Raw genomic sequence first — 18353 nt, forward strand, 5'->3', positions numbered from 1 at the left:
CAAGGGGCCCTGAATGCTGATCTGGCTTGTCGAACTGTCGGAATATTTCAAATTTCTGAACCTGTTCAGATATATTACCTTCCGCACAGGAGCCGCGCTCTTCACCTCAGCACTGATCGTTTTCCTGTTCGGGCCGACGATCATCAATTCGCTGCGCATCCGGCAGGGCAAGGGCCAGCCGATCCGCGCCGACGGGCCGCAGACGCATTTCAAGAAAGCCGGCACGCCGACCATGGGCGGGCTGATGATCCTTGCCGGCATCGTCGGCGCGTCGCTGCTGTGGGCCGATCTTTCCAACGTCTATGTCGTCGCCACCTTGCTGGTGACGCTCGGCTTCGGCGCGATCGGTTTCTATGACGATTATCTCAAGGTGACGAAGCAGAGCCACATGGGCTTTTCCGGCAAGGCGCGTCTCGGCATCGAATTCGTCATCGCCGGCATCGCCGTCTATTTCATGATGCGCACCGCCCTTGCCTCGGGTGTTGCCGGTTCGACCTTCGGTTCCTCGATCGCCTTTCCCTTCTTCAAGGACTTCATGATCAATATCGGCATCATGTTCGTCGTCTTCGGCGGCTTCGTCATCGTCGGTGCCGGCAATGCCGTCAACCTGACGGACGGTCTCGACGGGCTTGCCATCGTGCCTGTGATGATCGCCGCCGCCTCCTTCGGCGTCATCGCCTACCTCGCCGGCAACGTGGTGTTTGCCAACTACCTGCAGATCAATTTCGTGCCCGGCACCGGCGAGCTCGCCGTTGTGCTCGGCGCCGTCATCGGCGCCGGCCTCGGCTTTCTCTGGTTCAATGCGCCGCCGGCCGCCATCTTCATGGGCGACACCGGCTCGCTGGCGCTCGGCGGTACGATCGGCACCGTCGCCGTCGCCACCAAGCACGAGATCGTCATGGCAATCATCGGCGGCCTCTTCGTCATGGAGACGCTCTCGGTCATCATCCAGGTCGGCTTTTTCAAGATGACCGGCCGGCGCGTCTTCCTGATGGCGCCGATCCATCATCACTTCGAGAAGAAGGGCTGGACCGAGAGCCAGGTGGTGATCCGCTTCTGGATCATCGCCGTCGGCCTTGCCATGCTCGGCCTGTCGACGCTGAAGCTGCGGTGAGGCGGCGATGATCCCGATCACGACGCTCAAGGACAGGAAGGTCGCGCTCTTCGGCCTCGGCGGCTCCGGCTTGGCCACCGCGCGGGCGCTGGTTTCAGGCGGCGCCGAGGTGACCGCCTGGGACGACAATCCCGACAGCGTCGCCAAGGCTTCCGCCGAAGGCATCAAGACGGAAGACCTGCACACCATCGACTGGAGCCAGCAGGCTCTGTTCGTGCTGTCGCCCGGCGTGCCGCTCACTCATCCGAAGCCGCACTGGACCGTCGATCTCGCGCGTGCCGCCGGCGTCGATATCGTCGGCGATGTCGAGCTCTTCGTGCGCGAGCGCCGCGCCCATGCGCCGGATTGCCCGTTCATCGCCATAACAGGCACCAACGGCAAGTCGACGACGACGGCGCTGATCGCCCATATTCTGAAATCATCGGGCTACGACACGCAGCTCGGCGGCAATATCGGCACGGCGGTGCTGACGCTCGATCCGCCGAAGGCCGAGCGCTACTATGTCGTCGAATGCTCTTCCTACCAGATCGATCTGGCGCCGACGCTGAACCCGTCTGCCGGCATCCTGCTCAACCTGACGCCCGATCATCTCGACCGTCACGGCACGATGCAGCACTATGCCGATGTCAAGGAACGGCTGGTCGCCGGCAGCGATGTGGCGATCGTCGGCGTCGACGACAGCCATTCGGCGCTGATTGCCGACCGTGTCGAGCGGGCCGGCGTCAAGGTGGTTCGCATTTCGCGCCGCAGCGTGGTGGCATCGGGCATCTATGCCGAGGGCACCCGGCTCATTCAGGCCGCCGGCGGCGCCATGCTGCCCTTCGCCGATCTCGACGGCATCCAGACGCTGCGCGGCAGCCATAATGCCCAGAACGCCGCAGCCGCCGTTGCCGCCTGCCTCGCCGTCGGGGTCTCCGCCGACGACATTCGCGCCGGCCTTGTCTCGTTTCCCGGCCTCAAGCACCGGATGCAGCCGGTCGGGCAGCGTGGCCGCGTCGTTTTCGTCAACGATTCCAAAGCAACCAATGCGGATGCTGCGGCACCGGCCCTTTCGAGCTATGATCGCATCTACTGGATCGCCGGCGGCCTGCCGAAATCAGGCGGCATCACGACGCTTGCTCCCTATTTCCCGCGCATCGCCAAGGCCTATCTGATCGGCGAGGCGGCGGCGGAATTTGCCGCGACGCTCGGCGAGGCCGTGCCCTACGAAATCTCGGGCACGCTGGAGCGCGCCGTCGTGCATGCGGCCGCCGATGCCGAACGCGACGAGAGCGGCTCTTCGGCCGTCATGTTATCACCGGCTTGCGCAAGCTTCGACCAGTATAAGAATTTCGAAGTCAGGGGCGATGCCTTCGTCGGCCACGTGGCGGCACTTGACGGAATGACGATGCTGATCGGTTCGGCAACAGGAGAGAAATGACATGGTAAGCCGCGCGGAACGTGGGCCTCTGGCCGATTGGTTCTGGACCATCGACCGCTTCTTCCTGGCGATGTTCATCTTCCTGATGGGCATCGGCTTCATGCTGTCCTTCGCGGCATCTCCAGCCGTTGCCGAGCGCATCGGACTTGAGCCCTTCCACTTCGTCAAACGCCACGCAGCCTTCATGATCCCGTCGATCACCGTCATGCTCGGGCTGTCGTTCCTGACGCCGCGCCAGGTGCGGCGAACCGCGATCCTGCTTTTGATCATCTCGCTTGCGATGATGGTACTGGTGCTGTTCGTCGGCCAGGAGGTCAAGGGCGGCAGGCGCTGGATCTGGATCGCCGGCCTTTCCATCCAGCCGTCGGAATTCATGAAGCCCGCCTTCGTCGTGGTCTGCGCCTGGCTGTTTGCCGAACATGCGCGCCAGCCGGAGATCCCCGGCAATCTCTTCGCCATCATCCTGTTTGCCATCGTCGCCGCTCTTCTCGTCGCGCAGCCGGACCTCGGCCAGACCATCTTGACGACGGCCGTTTGGGGCGGGATGTTCTTCATGGCCGGCATGCCGTGGATCTGGATCATGCTGCTCGGCATCGGCGGCGCCGGCGGCCTGCTCAGCGCTTATTACGTCTTCCCGCACGTGGCGCTGCGAATAGACAAGTTCATGACCGGCGAGGGCGACACGTTCCAGATCGACACCGCGCGCGAGGCGATCATCCGCGGCAGCTGGTTCGGCCAGGGACCGGGTGAGGGCATCGTCAAGCGCATTATTCCGGATGCGCATACCGACTTCATCTTCTCGGTCGCGGCCGAGGAGTTCGGCATCGTCTTCTGCATGGCGCTGGTTGCGCTGTTCACCGTGCTGGTGCTGCGTGGCCTCTCGCATGCCTATCGCGAGCGCAACGACTTCAACCGCTTCGCGGTCGCCGGCCTGGTGCTGCAGATGGGCATCCAGTCGATCATCAATATCGGCGTCAACCTCGAGCTGTTGCCGGCAAAGGGCATGACGCTGCCGCTGATTTCCTACGGCGGCTCGTCCATGGTGGCGATCTGCGTCACCGCCGGCTTCATTCTCGCGCTGACGCGCCATCGACCGGAAAAACGTGCGCAGGACCGGAGCCTCTTCCGCGTCCCGCATGGCATGCCGGCGGAGTAAGGTCTATGGGCAAAGGCATCGTGCTGCTTGCCGCCGGCGGAACCGGCGGCCATGTGTTCCCGGCGGAGGCGCTCGCCTTCAAGCTGAAGGAGCGCGGCTATTCGGTGCATCTCGTCACCGACAGCCGGGCCGAGCGTTATGCCGGCAAGTTCCCGGCCGAGGAAATCCATGTCGTGCCGTCGGCGACGATCGGTTCGAAGAACCCGGTAGCCGTCGCCCGCTCGCTGTGGACGCTCTGGAGCGGCATGCGGGCGGCAAAGAAGCTGATCCAGCGGCTGAAACCCGTGATCGTCGTCGGTTTCGGCGGTTATCCCACCGTGCCGCCGCTGCTTGCCGCCACCCGACTCGGCGTGCCCTCGATGATCCATGAGCAGAATGCCGTGATGGGCCGCGCCAACAAGGCCTTGGCGACCCGTGTGCAGGCCATTGCCGGCGGTTTCCTGCCGGAAGGGGGAGCTGCCTTCCCGGACAAGACGGTGACGACGGGCAATCCGGTCCGCCCGGCAATCATCGCCGCCGCCGAGGTGCCTTACGCGCCATCGCATTCCGGTGAGGCGTTCAATCTCGTCGTCTTCGGCGGCAGCCAGGGCGCGCAATATTTCTCCAAGGCGCTGCCGACGGCGATCAGCCTGCTCGACGATGCGCTTCGCCTGCGTCTGCGCATCACCCAGCAGGTGCGTCCCGAGGATATGGAGATGGTCAGCGGCTGCGTCGCCAAGCTGGAGATGGGTGCCGATATCGCCCCCTTCTTCACCGACATGGCCGAGCGGCTGGCGAAAGCGCACCTTGTCATCTGCCGTTCCGGCGCCTCGACGGTTTCGGAAATCTCCGTCATCGGCCGGCCGGCCGTGCTCGTGCCTTATCCGCATGCTCTCGATCACGATCAGGCAGCCAATGCCGCGGCACTGGCGGCGACCGGCGGAGCCAAGGTGATCGCCCAGTCGGAGCTGTCGCCGGAGAAGATCGCGGCGATCCTGACAGCCGTGATGAACGACCCGGAAAAGCTTGCCCATATGGCAGCGGCGGCGAAACTCGCCGGGAAACCCGATGCCGCGAACTTGCTTGCCGACATGGTTGAGGCTATTGCCGCCAAACGGACAATAGCGGAATTCAAGAGGACACGCGCATGAAACTGCCGAAGGCGATCGGTCTCGTCCATTTCATCGGCATTGGCGGCATCGGCATGAGCGGTATCGCCGAGGTGTTGCACAATCTCGGCCACAAGGTGCAGGGATCGGACCAGGCCGACAGCGCCAATGTCCAGCGCCTGCGCGACAAGGGCATCGAGGTATTCGTCGGCCACCGGGCGGAAAACCTCGGTGATGCCGAAGTCGTCGTCGTCTCCACCGCGATCAAGAAGAGCAATCCGGAGCTGATCGCCGCGCGCGAAAAGCTGCTGCCGGTGGTGCGCCGCGCCGAAATGCTCGCCGAACTGATGCGCTTCCGCAATGCGATCGCCATCGGCGGCACGCATGGCAAGACGACGACCACGTCGCTGGTCGCCACCCTGCTCGACGCCGGCGGGCTCGACCCGACCGTCATCAATGGCGGTATCATCAATGCCTACGGCACCAATGCCCGCATGGGCGAGGGTGAATGGATGGTGGTCGAGGCCGACGAATCCGACGGCACCTTCCTGAAGCTTCCGGCCGATGTCGCCGTCATCACCAATATCGACCCGGAGCATCTCGACCATTACGGCAATTTCGATGCCGTGCGCGCCGCCTTCCGGCAGTTCGTCGAGAACGTGCCGTTCTACGGCTTCGGCGTCATGTGCCTCGACCATCCCGAAGTGCAGTCGCTGGTCGGCCGCATCGAGGATCGCAAGATCATCACTTATGGCGAGAACCCGCAGGCCGACGTGCGCTTCACCAATGTGCGCATCGACGGCACGCGCTCGATCTTCGATGTCGCAATCCGCCGCCGCCGCACCGGCCAGGTGATCGAGCTCAAGGGGCTGGTCATGCCGATGCCCGGGCGCCATAATATATCCAACGCGACGGCGGCGATCGCCGTTGCCAACCGGCTCGGCATATCGAACGCCGATATCGCCAAAGGGCTTGCCTCCTTCGGCGGCGTCAAGCGTCGTTTTACTTTGACCGGCGAATGGAACGGGGTGCAGATCTTCGACGATTACGGCCACCATCCCGTCGAGATCAAGGCGGTGCTGCGCGCTGCCCGCGAAGCCTGCAAGGGCCGGATCATTGCGGTCCACCAGCCGCACCGCTACAGCCGCCTTGCCAGCCTGTTCGAGGAATTCGCCGCCTGCTTCAACGATGCCGACAGCATTTTCCTGGCGCCGGTTTATGCGGCGGGTGAAGATCCGATCGAAGGCATCGATTCCGTTTCACTCGTCTCGCGGATCAAATCCGGTGGCCATCGCGACGCCCGTTTTCTCACCTCGGCGGAACTTCTGCCGCAGATGGTCGCGGAGGTTGCAAAGCCTGGCGATTTTGTGGTTCTGTTGGGGGCTGGGAGCATCACATCCTGGGCGGCGGCGCTGCCCAAGCAACTGGAAGGCCTATCGGGAAAGTCCGCATGAAACAGGTGAATGGGGAAAAGCTTCTCGCGTCTCTCGGAGACGGTGTAAAGGATATCCGCGGCCGTATCACGCCGGATGCCCCCATGGACCGTGTCACCTGGTTCAGGGCCGGCGGCCTGGCCGAACTGATGTTCCAGCCGCATGATATCGACGATCTCGTCGCCTTCCTGAAGATCTTGCCGGAAGAGGTGCCGCTGACGGTAGTCGGCGTCGGCTCCAACATCCTGGTGCGCGACGGCGGCATTCCCGGCGTTGTGCTGCGTCTGTCGGCCAAGGGTTTCGGCTTCGTCGAGCTTGCCGGCGAAAACCGTATCCTGGCCGGCACCATCTGCCCCGATAAACATGTGGCGGCGATGGCGATGGATAACGGCATCGGCGGCTTTCATTTCTTCTACGGCATTCCGGGCAGCATCGGCGGCGCGGCGCGCATGAATGCCGGGGCCAACGGCGTCGAGACGCGCGAGCGGTTGATCGAGGTCAACGCGGTCGACCGCAAGGGCAACAAGCATGTGCTTTCCAATGCCGAGATGGGCTATTCCTACCGCCATTCCGCAGCACCCGTCGATCTGATCTTCACCTCGGTGCTGTTCGAGGGCTATCCGGAAGAGCGCGCCCAGATCCGCGCCGAGATGGACGCCGTTCGCAATCACCGCGAGACGGTGCAGCCGATTCGCGAAAAGACCGGCGGCTCGACCTTCAAGAACCCGGCGGGTCATTCGGCCTGGAAGCTGATCGACGAGGCAGACTGCCGCGGCCTCGTCATCGGCGGTGCGCAGATGTCGTCGCTCCACTGCAACTTCATGATCAACATGGGGCAGGCGACCGGCTACGATCTCGAATATCTCGGCGAACAGGTGCGCCGCGAGGTCTTCGAGAAAGAGGGCATCAAGCTCGAATGGGAAATCAAGCGCCTCGGCGTCTTCATGCCCGGCCGCGAAGTGCGCCCGTTCCACGGCGTCACCAGCGAATAGGTTTTACTTCACGGCAAGCTTCAGACCTTCGCGCGGCGTGACGATGGGCGACCAGCCGAGAACGTCGCGCGCTTGGGATATGTCGACCTGCAGCGAGCCGCAAAGGCGCTGATAGACAGCTTCCTTCCCCACCGCCTTCGCAGCCATGTGCAGCAATACCGGTGGGATGGGAAGCAGCACCGGCTTGACGCCCAGCCCTGCGGCAATTCCCTCGATGAGCTCAGGCGTTGAAAGATCCTTCCCATCTCCGGCAAGAAACGTCTCGCCTGCGGCGGCGGGATGCGCCATGCAAGTGATGATCAGGTCCACGAGATTTTGCACCGCGACCAAGGTGCGGCGGTTCTTCAGCGAAGCGAAGGGAAGCGGCAGCCTTTTGCTGACAAGGCTGACGAGCAGGGCGAAGTTGCCCCTGGCGCCCGGGCCGTAGACCAGCGGCGGGCGGATGATGACGACTTCCATGCCCGTGCGCGCAGCGATGTCGCGTAAGCCGATCTCGCATTCCAGCTTCGAAATGCCGTAGGGATCGATGGGCCTCGGCGTGTCGTCGTGCCGGAATGGCCGGTCGTTCTCTTCCCCGTTGACCTTGATGGTGCTGATGAAGACGAATCTTTTGACATCAGCGCGGGCGGCTTGTTCGGCAAGATTCAGCGTGGCGGCAGTGTTCGTTCGGCGGAATTCCGCAAGCGGGTCGGCCGCTCGGTCGTTCATGATGTGAACGCGGGCGGCCAGATGGACGATGACATCGACGCCCTGAAGAGCCGGTGTCCAGTCGGTCGCCTCGGTCATCTCGATCGGAAAATGGCTGATATTCTCAGGGAAGGCGGAGGCCGCCGATCGTGTCGTCACCGAAAGCTCTGAGATGCTCTCCTTATGGAGTCTTTCGACGAGCGGACGGCCGACAAACCCGGCTGCGCCGGTGATGAGGCATCGCATGATCTTTTCCCTATGCTGCAGCAGAATTCTGGCTAGCCGGAACTGACGATCGCATCAATAAAAAACCGCCGCGGTTTTCCCCTCGACATCCGCCGGCGCCCGATCCTTGCGTGAGGCTTGCGGCGACCGCTGCCCCTAACTTGACCGGAATCGAATTGCAGCAGATTCATCATAAACTTTCTGGTTGAAGTGGAGGGACTGCGCATGCAAAAGAGCCTTGTCGCCGAATTTCTCGGCACATTCTGGCTGGTCTTCGGCGGATGCGGCAGTGCCGTGCTCGCGGCTGCCTATCCCGAGCTTGGGATAGGATTTACGGGTGTGGCCTTTGCGTTCGGCCTGACCGTGCTCACCATGGCCTATGCCGTGGGCGGCATTTCGGGCGGTCATTTCAACCCGGCCGTCTCCCTCGGCCTGACGGTTGCCGGACGGTTTCCCGCGGCGCGCCTCGTTCCCTATATCGTCGTCCAGGTCGTCGGCGCCATCGCCGCGGCCGCGCTGCTCTATCTCATTGCCAGCGGCAAGGCGGGTTTCGAACTCGGCGGCTTTGCCGCCAACGGCTATGGCGATCATTCACCGGGCGGTTATTCGCTGCTTTCGGCACTGCTGATCGAAGTGCTGCTGACCATGTTCTTCCTGATCATCATCCTGGGATCGACCGGCAGCCGGGTGCCTGCCGGCTTCGCGCCGCTTGCGATCGGCCTCGGGCTGACGCTGATCCATCTCATTTCCATTCCTGTGACGAATACCTCGGTCAATCCGGCGCGTTCCACCGGCCAGGCGCTTTTGGTCGGCGGCTGGGCGCTGCAGCAGCTCTGGCTGTTCTGGATTGCACCGCTTGCGGGCGGGGCGCTCGGCGGGCTCGTGTGGAAGTTCCTCGACGACGCCGACTGACTGCAAGACATCGACCTATCCCATTGAGCCCGCGTGGTTTTTCCGCGCGGGCTTTTCTGCGTCAATGGATCGGCAGGCGCCTTCGCCCCGGCAGTCCGCAGAAGCGAAAGTTAAAAAATTAAGGGCGCGCCAAGAGGAAGTTAACGAAAGTAAACACTTCATTAACCATAATGATGCTCTACTGCACCCAGGTCGGACAAAGGCCTGAAACGGCGACGACAGCTTCGCGCAAGCGTCGATTTCGAGAATGGAAGTTATTTTTGGGGGGTGTTGATGAGTCGCAAGCATGTCGCTGTCCTGATGGGCGGATTTTCCTCGGAACGGCCGGTCAGCCTTTCCTCGGGAAAGGCTTGCGCACAGGCCCTCGAAGCTGAAGGCTTCGAAGTGACGTGCATCGACGTGGCGCGCGATGTTTCCGAGAGGCTCGCGGCGCTGAAGCCCGATGTGGTCTTCAATGCCCTTCATGGGCCCTTCGGCGAGGATGGCACAATCCAGGGCATCCTCGAATATCTCGAAATCCCCTATACGCATTCAGGCGTGCTCGCCTCGGCGCTGGCGATGGATAAGGACAAGGCGAAGCTCGTTGCTGCCGCTGCCGGCATTCCGGTCGCCGAATCACAAGTCATCAATCGTTTCGCTTTTCCCTCGACGCATCCGATGAAGCCGCCCTATGTGGTGAAGCCGGTGCGTGAGGGCTCGAGCTTCGGCGTCGTCATCGTCACGGAAGATCAGGCGCATCCGCCGCAGGTCGTGAGCTCGCCCGAGTGGCATTACGGCGAGGAGGTGCTGGTCGAGCGCTATGTCTACGGCCGCGAACTCACCTGCGGCGTCATGGGCGAGACCGCGCTCGGCGTCACCGAGGTGGTGCCGCAGGGCCACAATTTTTATGATTACGACTCCAAGTATGCGGCAGGCGGTTCAAAACACGTCATCCCGGCGAAAATTTCACCGAATATTTACCAAAAAATACAAACATTGGCCCTAAGGGCGCATCAGGCAATCGGTTGTCGCGGCGTCAGTCGGTCCGACTTTCGTTACGACGATCGTTTCTCCGAAGACGGCGAAATCATCTGGCTGGAGGTCAATACCCAGCCGGGCATGACTCCAACCTCGCTTGTGCCCGAAATGGCCGGTCATGCCGGTTATTCCTTTGGTGAATTTCTCCGGTGGATGGTGGAGGACGCGTCTTGTTTGCGTTGACGGTCAAGAAGATAGGGCGTCCCAGCCATCATGCCGCGCTTCCGATGATGGAAGCCGAAGAGCGGTTCGTGCTGCCGCGTCCGCTGCGCCGCGTTACCCGCTTCCTGATTAGCCTCGGCAGCGGCCGCATCTACATCCCCGCCCATACGGGCACGGTTTCGGCGCTTGCCTTCCTGGTCGCGACGGGGCTTTACGGCATGTCGCTCGGCGGCCACACGGAAGCCGTCGCGCAGGCGACGACGACGGCGGCGGGCTTTGCGATCGAGGACGTGAAGGTCTCCGGCAATTCGGAGACCTCCGAAATTGAAATCCTGCAGCTGATCGGCCTCGATGGCACGACCTCGCTGGTCGCCCTCGATGTCGATGCCGCTCGCCGGAAGATCGCGCATCTCCCCTGGGTCGAAAGCGTCGAGGTCCGCAAGGTCTATCCGAAGACGATCGAGGTGAAGCTCAAGGAGCGTCAGGCCTATGCCATATGGCAGCACGGGCAGGAGCTTTCGCTGATCGAAAAGAACGGCAGCGTCATTGCGCCGCTGCGCGACAATAAGTTTTCGGCGCTGCCGCTGGTTGTCGGCCGTGATGCGGAAACGGCGGCGGCGTCACTCGACGACGCCTTCTCGAAGTGGCCCGACGTGAAGGCCCGCGTGAAGGCCTATGTCTGGATATCCGGCCGCCGATGGGACCTGCACATGGATAACGGCGTCGTCGTCAAGCTGCCGGAAGACGGTATCGACCATGCGCTGGCGACACTTTCGAAGTTCGACAAGGAGCACCAGCTCCTGGAGCGGGACATTGCTGCGGTCGATCTCAGGCTGGCCGACAGAACCGCGATCCAGCTGACGCCGGAGGCGGCGGTTCGCCGGCAGACGGCTGTGACGGAGCGTACCAAGGAATTGAAGAAGGCGGGGCAGAATATATGAGCTTGTTCGGTTCATCCCATTTCGGATTGCCGCGCCTGAAGCCGCTTTCGTCGAAGCGGTCGCATGTCGTTTCGGTGCTCGACATCGGCTCGACCAAGGTCGTCTGCATGATCGGCCGGCTGACGCCGCGCGAGGAAAGCCAGATCCTGCCGGGCCGCACGCATAATATCGAGATCATCGGTATCGGCCACCAGCGATCCCGCGGCATCAAGACCGGCGTCATTGCCGATCTCGACGCGCTGGAAGGCGTCATTCGGCTGGCCGTCGACGCGGCCGAGCGCATGGCGGGGCTGACCGTCGAGAGCCTGATCGTCAATCTGACGGCCGGCCGTCTCGGCAGCGACATCTACACTGCGACGATCGATCTCGGCGGCCAGGAAGTCGAGCTCAACGATCTCAAGAAGGTGCTGTCGGCAGCCTGTCAGCAGTCGCTGCGCCAAGACCGTTCGGTGCTGCATTCGCTGGCGACCGGTTTCTCGCTCGACGGCGAGCGCGGCATCCGCGATCCGCTGGCAATGTACGGCGATGCGCTCGGCGTCGATATGCATGTCGTCACCGCAGAGCGCTCGGCGCTGAAAAACCTCGAACTCAGCGTCAACCGCGCGCATCTGTCGGTCGAGGGAATCGTTGCGACGCCCTATGCATCCGGTCTTGCGGCTCTCGTCGACGACGAGGTCGAGCTCGGCTGCGCGGCGATCGACATGGGCGGCGGCACGACGACGATCTCGGTCTTTGCCGAAGGTAAGCTCGTTCATACCGACGCCGTCGGCCTCGGCGGCCATCACGTGACCACGGATCTGGCGCGCGGCCTTTCGACCCGCATCGAGGATGCCGAGCGGCTGAAGGTCGTGCATGCGACGGCGCTTTCGAATTCCTCCGACGAGCGCGAACTGATTTCGATCCCGCCGATCGGCGAGGATGATCGCGACCAGCCGTCGCAGGTGCCGCGAGCGCTGGTTTCGCGCATCGTTTCGGCCCGAATCGAAGAGACGATGGAACTGATCCGCGACCGCATCCAGCGCTCCGGCTTCAGCCCGATCGTCGGCAAGCGCGTCGTGCTGACCGGCGGCGCCAGCCAGCTGACCGGCCTTGCCGATGTGGCGCGCCGCATCCTTGCCCGCAACGTCCGCATCGGCCGCCCGATGGGCGTCTCGGGATTGCCGACGGCGGCCAAGGGCCCGGCCTTTTCGACGGCCGTCGGCCTGATGATCTATCCGCAGGTCGCGGACATGGAGACACATGCGTCACAGAGCGGTCTGCTCATGTCGCTTGGAGGAAATAACAGCCGCATAGCCCGGATGGGCCAGTGGCTGAAGGAAAGCTTCTGAAATTGAGTGATTGGCCGGCGTGGCGATGCGGCCAGAGAGAGAAGGAACAGGTACCATGACCATCAAGCTGCAAAAGCCTGACATCACAGAGCTGAAGCCGCGCATCACCGTATTCGGCGTTGGCGGCGGTGGCGGCAACGCCGTCAACAACATGATCACCGCCGGTCTCCAGGGCGTCGACTTCGTCGTCGCCAACACGGATGCGCAGGCGCTGACGATGACGAAGGCCGAGCGCATCATCCAGCTCGGCGTCAATGTCACCGAAGGCCTCGGCGCAGGTTCGCAGCCGGAAGTCGGCCGCGCGGCAGCCGAAGAGTGCATCGATGAGATCGTCGATCACCTGAACGGCACGCATATGTGCTTCGTCACCGCCGGCATGGGCGGCGGCACCGGCACCGGCGCTGCGCCCGTCGTCGCGCAGGCCGCCCGCAACAAGGGCATTCTGACGGTCGGCGTCGTCACCAAGCCGTTCCATTTCGAAGGCGGGCGCCGCATGCGCCTGGCCGAGATGGGCATCCAGGAACTGCAGAAGTCTGTCGATACGCTGATCGTCATTCCGAACCAGAACCTCTTCCGCATTGCCAACGACAAGACGACCTTCGCTGATGCCTTCGCGATGGCCGACCAGGTTCTCTATTCGGGCGTTGCCTGCATCACCGACCTGATGGTGAAGGAAGGTCTCATCAACCTCGACTTCGCCGACGTCCGCTCGGTGATGCGTGAAATGGGCCGTGCGATGATGGGCACCGGCGAAGCCTCCGGCTCCGGCCGCGCGCTGCAGGCCGCCGAGGCTGCAATCGCCAACCCGCTGCTCGACGAAACTTCGATGAAGGGCGCTCAAGGCCTGCTGATCTCGATCACCGGCGGTCGCGACCTCACCCTCTTCGAAGTCGACGAAGCTGCGACCCGCATCCGCGAAGAAGTCGATCCCGACGCCAACATCATCCTCGGCGCCACCTTCGACGAATCGCTTGAGGGCATCATTCGCGTCTCGGTCGTCGCCACCGGCATCGATCGGGCGATGAACGAAGCCGCCGAGCGCAATTTCCAGCCGGCCGCAAAGCCTGCTATCCGCCCTTCCGCGGCTGTTGCTCCGGCAGCGGCCGCAGTTCAGCCTGCGCCCGTGATGCAGGCACCGAAGGCCTTGGATCCGATCGCGCAGACCATCCGCGCAGCCGAGATGGAACGCGAACTCGAAATCCCGGCCCCGCGTGCCGCCGCCCCACTGCAGCAGCCGGTGGCACAGCAGGAAACCTTCCGTCCGCAGAGCAAGATCTTCGCGCCTGCACCGGAAGCTCCGGTCATGCGCCCTCAGGTGCAGCAGCAGGCTCCGGCACCCGTTATGAGCCAGCCGGTCATGAGCCAGCCGGTCGTAAGCCAGCCCGTCCAGCAGCAGCCGGTCCGGCAGGAGCCGATCATCCGCCAAGCGCCTGAACCGATGCGCATGCCGAAGGTTGAGGATTTCCCGCCGGTCGTCCAGGCCGAACTCGACCACCGCACGCAGGCGGCTTCCGCACATGCGGCAGAAGAGCGCGGTCCGATGGGCCTGCTGAAGCGAATCACCAATTCGCTCGGCCGCCGCGACGACGACGCGGTTGCCGCCGACATGACGGCAGCACCGCCGGCCGCTTCGCAGCAGCGCCGTCCGCTGTCGCCGGAGGCAAGCCTCTACGCACCGCGTCGCGGCAACCTCGACGACCAGGGCCGGGCGGTTCCGCAGGCCCGGATGACGCAGGAAGACGACCAGCTGGAAATCCCGGCATTCCTGCGCCGCCAGTCGAATTGAGGGGCTGCTTCAGCACCGTTCATGCCCGGGATCAAGGTCCCGGGCATTGCTGTTTTTCAGCCTGCGATTCGCGAGCGATTTCAAACGCCTGACTTCGTAACAAAGCGAAAGAAACAGTGATTTGGATTGGAGCGCCGGCGCACGTAAGTATGGTGCAAGGAAACTGCACTACCAGACCCTTCGACAGGCTCCTTGTGCAGAATGAATGATGACCGTGCCGATCGGACAGACCGCCGGTGCGGAAGAATAAAGGCAGAATTTATGGCAATTGGCTTGCTGGGTTTTCAAACGACGGTATCGCGTCCCGTGACGCTCACGGGAACTGGAGTTCATTCGGGCGCAGTCGTTTCGATCACCCTGAACCCGGCCGAATCGGACACCGGCGTCGTTTTCCAGCGCCTGCATGACAATGGCGACATCACCGAACTCAAGGCTGTCTCTTCGCAGGTCGGCAATACCGACCTCTGCACCGTGCTCGGCTTCTCGCCCGCTCATTCGGTCGCGACGATCGAACATGTCATGGCCGCCATCTATGCGCTCGGCCTCGACAATGTGGTGATCGAGGTGCAGGGCGCCGAAATGCCGATCATGGACGGCAGTTCGCTGCCCTTCGTCGAAGCGATCGAGCAGGCCGGTCTCGTCTCGCTCGGCGTCAAGCGCCGCTATATCCGCATCACCAAGCCGGTGCGAATCGAGCACGGCGGCTCCTGGAGCGAATTCCGCCCCTATGACGGCACGCGCTTCGAGGTCGAGATCGATTTCGAATGCCCGCTGATCGGCCGGCAGAAGTGGGCCGGCGACCTGACCGCTTCCGTCTTCAAGACCGAGCTTTCCCGCGCCCGCACCTTCGGCTTCATGCGCGATGTCGAGCGTCTTTGGGCCTCGGGCCACGCGCTCGGCTCCTCGCTCGAAAACTCCGTCGTCATCTCGGACGACAACACCGTCATCAATATCGAGGGGCTGCGTTACGCCAAGGACGAATTCGTCCGCCACAAGACGCTCGATGCCGTCGGCGATCTGTCGCTTGCCGGCGCCCAGTTCATCGGCTGCTACCGTTCGTATCGCGGCGGCCACAAGATGAATGCCAATGCGCTGAAGGCGCTGCTCGCCGACCCCTCGGCCTACGAGGTCGTGGAGACGTCGACGCCGCGCCAGCGCGTCGCTGCCCGCGAGCTGATCGCCGTCAGCGCTTCGGAATTCGCTCCCTGGTCGGCATGACCTCCAGCCTATTCTCAAGACCAGGCCGCCTCTTTCCCGGAGGCGGTTTTTTTATGTCGGCCCGAGGCTGCGGCGATCGGTGTTTTGTTGCAGTTGCTTAGCTGCCACAGTTTGGAGAGAAGAGGAAAAGCCGGTCATTCTGGAGGCTGCTGCCACAAAAATGCGTTAATGCCTTATCATTGCGTTGCTCTTGATGCACATTTGTGGCTAGAAACGCCAGCGAGGCGTGGCTGCCGTGGAGCGAGCGGCGGCAGTGGGGTTCTTTCGAATGGGTTATGCAGGATCTGAAGGTATGATGAAGACAGCGCGTGCTTTGTTCGCATCGCTTCTGGTGCTCAGCGCAGGCGCCGCGATCTCCGGTTGCCAGTCGGACCCTGATATCGACATCACCAAGCTCGGCCTCGAGACCGATCCGCCTGACGTGCTCTACACCCAGGGCCTCGCCAACATGAAGGCCGGCAACATGGCGGAAGCAGCGCGCAAGTTCGACGCGATCGACCGCGAGAACCCGTTCTCCGAATGGGCGCGCAAGGCGCTTGTGATGAGCACCTTCGTCAAATACCGTCAGGGCCGCCTGGACGATGCGCTTGCATCCGGCAACCGCTACATGTCGCAATATCCGAAGTCCCAGGATGCCGCCTATGTGCAGTATCTCATCGGTCTCACCTATTCCAAGCAGATCGTCGACGTGACGCAGGACCAGCGTGCCTCGGCCAAGACGATCGAGGCGATGCAGGCCGTCATCGACAATTATCCGAACTCCGAATATGTTGACGACGCGCAGGCCAAGATCCGCTTCGCGCGCGACCAGCTCGCCGGCAAGGAAATGCAGATCGGCCGCTACTACATGGAGCGGAAGGAATATCTCGCCGCGATCTCGCGCTTCCGCATCGTCGTCGAGAAATATCCGAACACGAACCAGATCGAAGAAGCCTTGGCGCGTCTCGTCGAAGCCTACTACGCGATGGGTATCGTCGACGAGGCGCAGACGGCGGCTGCCGTTCTCGGTCACAATTATCCCGACAGCCAGTGGTACGCCGATTCCTACAAGCTGCTGCAGACCGGTGGCGCCGAGCCGCGGGAAAACAAGGGCTCGTGGATCGCTGCGGCAGGCAAGAAACTCCTGCTCGGTTCATAAGTCCAATGCTGATCCAGCTTTCGATCCGCGATATCGTCCTGATCGAGCGGCTGGATCTTGCCTTCGAGACCGGACTTTCCGTGCTGACGGGCGAGACCGGGGCGGGCAAATCCATCCTGCTCGACAGCCTGTCGCTGGCGCTCGGCGGGCGCGGCGACGGCGGCCTGGTGCGCCACGGCGAGGATAAGGGCCAGGTGACGGCGGTCTTCGACGTCGGCATGGACCACGGCGCCCGCGCGCTCCTGCGTGAAAACGGCATTGACGACGAAGGCGACCTGATCTTCCGCCGCCAGCAATCGGCGGATGGGCGCACCAAGGCCTATGTCAACGACCAGCCGGTCAGCGTGCAACTGATGCGCCAGGCCGGCCAGATGCTGGTCGAGATCCACGGCCAGCACGACGATCGCGCCCTTGTCGACACCAATGCCCACCGCACTCTGCTCGATGCCTTCGCCGGCCTTGCCGACGAGGTTTCGGACGTTTCCCGGCTTTATCGCCTGTGGCGCGACAGCGAGCGGACGCTGAAGAAGCATCGCGAGAAGGTGGAAAGTGCTGCCCGCGAAGCCGACTACCTGCGCTCTTCCGTCGAGGAGCTCCAGAAGCTCTCGCCGCAGGATGGCGAGGAGGACGAACTCGCCGACCGCCGACAGAAAATGATGAAGGCCGAGCGAATCCTCGGCGATATCGCCGAGGCCTCCGAATTCCTGAACGGCAATGCCTCGCCGGTGCCCCATATCGCCTCGCTGGTGCGCCGGCTGGAGCGCAAGAGCCATGAGGCGCCGGGCCTGCTCGAAGACACTGTGACGCTGCTTGACGCCGCGCTCGACCAGCTTTCCAACGCGCAGATGGAAGTCGAGGCGGCGCTGCGCAAGACCGAATACGATCCGAGAGAACTGGAGCGGGTGGAGGAGCGGCTTTTTGCGCTCAGAGCCGCCTCGCGCAAATATTCCGTGCCTGTCACCGAACTGCCGGCGCTTGCCGTCCGCATGATCGCCGATCTCGCCGATCTCGATGCGGGCGAGGAGCGGCTTGCGCGGCTTGAAGCAGAGGTCGGCCTGGCGCGGGAAAATTACGATGCGGCGGCGCGCGCGCTCTCCGACAAGCGCCATCACGCCGGCACCGCACTGGCCGCAGCCGTCATGGCCGAGCTGCCGGCGCTGAAGCTCGAACGCGCCCGTTTCATGGTCGAGATCACCACGGATGCACACGAGGCTCTGGCCGAAGGCATCGATGTGGTCGAGTTCCATGTCCAGACCAATCCGGGCACGCGGCCGGGCTCGATCATGAAGGTCGCTTCCGGCGGCGAACTCTCACGTTTCCTGCTGGCGCTGAAGGTTGCGCTCGCCGATCGCGGATCGGCCCCCACGCTCGTCTTCGACGAAATCGATACCGGCGTCGGCGGTGCCGTGGCCGATGCGATCGGCCAGCGGCTGAAACGGCTGTCCGAGCGTGTGCAGGTGCTGTCGGTCACGCATGCGCCGCAGGTCGCGGCAAGGGCGGCGACGCATCTGTTGATATCCAAGGGACCGGCGGCCGAGGGATCCGAAAAGATCGCCACGCGCGTGGCGACGATGGCGCACACGGATCGCACCGAAGAGATCGCCCGCATGCTGGCTGGCGCTTCGGTGACCGAAGAGGCGAGGGCGGCGGCGAAGCGGCTGCTGGCCGGCAACGGTTGATTTCCAGCACCATCGGCGGTGACGAGCGTCTCGCTTCGCGCTATCGGTAACATTCCG

Annotated in this window: 15 protein-coding genes; 14 read left to right on the forward strand and 1 reads right to left on the reverse strand. The window is 63.2% G+C overall.

Annotated features, from left to right (window positions below; all coding sequences use genetic code 11):
• The first annotated feature begins 13 nt into the window (after nt 1–13).
• Genes mraY through murB form a run of 6 tightly spaced genes read left to right on the forward strand, consistent with a single transcriptional unit; the run spans nt 14 to nt 7203 of the window.
• Nucleotides 14–1114: a phospho-N-acetylmuramoyl-pentapeptide-transferase gene (gene mraY / locus CO667_RS24535; protein ID WP_003593357.1), complete on the forward strand. Its 1101-nt coding sequence runs from the start codon at nt 14–16 to the stop codon at nt 1112–1114.
• A 7-nt stretch (nt 1115–1121) separates the two neighbouring features.
• Nucleotides 1122–2534 (forward strand): UDP-N-acetylmuramoyl-L-alanine--D-glutamate ligase, encoded by a 1413-nt coding sequence (gene murD / locus CO667_RS24540; RefSeq protein WP_097620894.1) that lies wholly within the window; start codon nt 1122–1124, stop codon nt 2532–2534.
• 1 nt (nt 2535) lies between these two features.
• Entirely contained in the window at nt 2536–3690 is a 1155-nt protein-coding gene (gene ftsW, locus CO667_RS24545) for a putative lipid II flippase FtsW (protein WP_097620895.1), read from the forward strand.
• 5 nt (nt 3691–3695) lie between these two features.
• A complete protein-coding gene (gene murG / locus CO667_RS24550; RefSeq protein ID WP_097620896.1) occupies nt 3696–4820 on the forward strand; it encodes an undecaprenyldiphospho-muramoylpentapeptide beta-N-acetylglucosaminyltransferase in 1125 nt (374 codons plus the stop codon).
• Complete coding sequence (gene murC / locus CO667_RS24555; protein ID WP_097620897.1) at nt 4817–6232, forward strand: UDP-N-acetylmuramate--L-alanine ligase; 1416 nt, start codon at nt 4817–4819, stop codon at nt 6230–6232. The genes murG and murC overlap by 4 nt, the downstream gene beginning before the upstream one ends.
• Nucleotides 6229–7203 (forward strand): UDP-N-acetylmuramate dehydrogenase, encoded by a 975-nt coding sequence (gene murB / locus CO667_RS24560; RefSeq protein ID WP_097620898.1) that lies wholly within the window; start codon nt 6229–6231, stop codon nt 7201–7203. Before murC ends, murB begins: the two co-directional genes overlap by 4 nt.
• 3 nt (nt 7204–7206) lie before the next feature.
• Here the strand turns inward: murB and CO667_RS24565 are convergent, their stop codons facing one another.
• Nucleotides 7207–8136, reverse strand: coding sequence for an SDR family oxidoreductase (locus tag CO667_RS24565; protein WP_097620899.1), 930 nt, complete (start codon nt 8134–8136; stop codon nt 7207–7209).
• Nucleotides 8137–8340: 204 nt separating this feature from the next.
• Here CO667_RS24565 and aqpZ point away from each other — a divergent pair, with 204 nt between their 5' ends.
• From aqpZ to recN, 8 genes are all read left to right on the forward strand, one after another.
• The gene (aqpZ, locus tag CO667_RS24570; RefSeq protein ID WP_097620900.1) at nt 8341–9027 is read left to right on the forward strand and encodes an aquaporin Z; all 687 of its coding nucleotides are present in this window, start codon (nt 8341–8343) and stop codon (nt 9025–9027) included.
• 273 nt (nt 9028–9300) lie between these two features.
• Nucleotides 9301–10227 carry a D-alanine--D-alanine ligase gene (locus tag CO667_RS24575; RefSeq protein WP_097620901.1) on the forward strand — a complete coding sequence of 309 codons (927 nt, stop codon included), beginning with the start codon at nt 9301–9303 and terminating at the stop codon, nt 10225–10227.
• Nucleotides 10215–11147 carry a cell division protein FtsQ/DivIB gene (locus CO667_RS24580; RefSeq protein ID WP_097620902.1) on the forward strand — a complete coding sequence of 311 codons (933 nt, stop codon included), beginning with the start codon at nt 10215–10217 and terminating at the stop codon, nt 11145–11147. The genes CO667_RS24575 and CO667_RS24580 overlap by 13 nt, the downstream gene beginning before the upstream one ends.
• A complete protein-coding gene (gene ftsA / locus CO667_RS24585) occupies nt 11144–12475 on the forward strand; it encodes a cell division protein FtsA (protein ID WP_003565034.1) in 1332 nt (443 codons plus the stop codon). The genes CO667_RS24580 and ftsA overlap by 4 nt, the downstream gene beginning before the upstream one ends.
• A 55-nt stretch (nt 12476–12530) precedes the next feature.
• Nucleotides 12531–14261: a cell division protein FtsZ gene (ftsZ, locus tag CO667_RS24590; protein ID WP_097620903.1), complete on the forward strand. Its 1731-nt coding sequence runs from the start codon at nt 12531–12533 to the stop codon at nt 14259–14261.
• A 261-nt stretch (nt 14262–14522) separates the two neighbouring features.
• Entirely contained in the window at nt 14523–15479 is a 957-nt protein-coding gene (lpxC, locus tag CO667_RS24595; protein WP_097620904.1) for a UDP-3-O-acyl-N-acetylglucosamine deacetylase, read from the forward strand.
• Nucleotides 15480–15747: 268 nt separating this feature from the next.
• Nucleotides 15748–16617, forward strand: coding sequence for an outer membrane protein assembly factor BamD (locus tag CO667_RS24600; protein WP_174824440.1), 870 nt, complete (start codon nt 15748–15750; stop codon nt 16615–16617).
• A 5-nt stretch (nt 16618–16622) separates the two neighbouring features.
• Nucleotides 16623–18296, forward strand: coding sequence for a DNA repair protein RecN (recN, locus tag CO667_RS24605; RefSeq protein WP_097620905.1), 1674 nt, complete (start codon nt 16623–16625; stop codon nt 18294–18296).
• Nucleotides 18297–18353 lie beyond the last annotated feature (57 nt).

It is taken from the genome of Rhizobium sp. L43 (assembly GCF_002531725.1).
Lineage (GTDB): Bacteria > Pseudomonadota > Alphaproteobacteria > Rhizobiales > Rhizobiaceae > Rhizobium.

Excerpts from the sequence above, each read along its gene's own strand:
- mraY (WP_003593357.1), top strand. The coding sequence starts at position 14 with ATGCTGATCTGGCTTGTCGAACTGTCGGAATATTTCAAATTTCTGAAC.
- murD (WP_097620894.1), top strand. The coding sequence starts at position 1,122 with ATGATCCCGATCACGACGCTCAAGGACAGGAAGGTCGCGCTCTTCGGC.
- ftsW (WP_097620895.1), top strand. The coding sequence starts at position 2,536 with ATGGTAAGCCGCGCGGAACGTGGGCCTCTGGCCGATTGGTTCTGGACC.
- murG (WP_097620896.1), top strand. The coding sequence starts at position 3,696 with ATGGGCAAAGGCATCGTGCTGCTTGCCGCCGGCGGAACCGGCGGCCAT.
- murC (WP_097620897.1), top strand. The coding sequence starts at position 4,817 with ATGAAACTGCCGAAGGCGATCGGTCTCGTCCATTTCATCGGCATTGGC.
- murB (WP_097620898.1), top strand. The coding sequence starts at position 6,229 with ATGAAACAGGTGAATGGGGAAAAGCTTCTCGCGTCTCTCGGAGACGGT.
- CO667_RS24565 (WP_097620899.1), bottom strand. The coding sequence starts at position 8,136 with ATGCGATGCCTCATCACCGGCGCAGCCGGGTTTGTCGGCCGTCCGCTC.
- aqpZ (WP_097620900.1), top strand. The coding sequence starts at position 8,341 with ATGCAAAAGAGCCTTGTCGCCGAATTTCTCGGCACATTCTGGCTGGTC.
- CO667_RS24575 (WP_097620901.1), top strand. The coding sequence starts at position 9,301 with ATGAGTCGCAAGCATGTCGCTGTCCTGATGGGCGGATTTTCCTCGGAA.
- ftsA (WP_003565034.1), top strand. The coding sequence starts at position 11,144 with ATGAGCTTGTTCGGTTCATCCCATTTCGGATTGCCGCGCCTGAAGCCG.
- ftsZ (WP_097620903.1), top strand. The coding sequence starts at position 12,531 with ATGACCATCAAGCTGCAAAAGCCTGACATCACAGAGCTGAAGCCGCGC.
- lpxC (WP_097620904.1), top strand. The coding sequence starts at position 14,523 with ATGGCAATTGGCTTGCTGGGTTTTCAAACGACGGTATCGCGTCCCGTG.
- CO667_RS24600 (WP_174824440.1), top strand. The coding sequence starts at position 15,748 with ATGGGTTATGCAGGATCTGAAGGTATGATGAAGACAGCGCGTGCTTTG.
- recN (WP_097620905.1), top strand. The coding sequence starts at position 16,623 with ATGCTGATCCAGCTTTCGATCCGCGATATCGTCCTGATCGAGCGGCTG.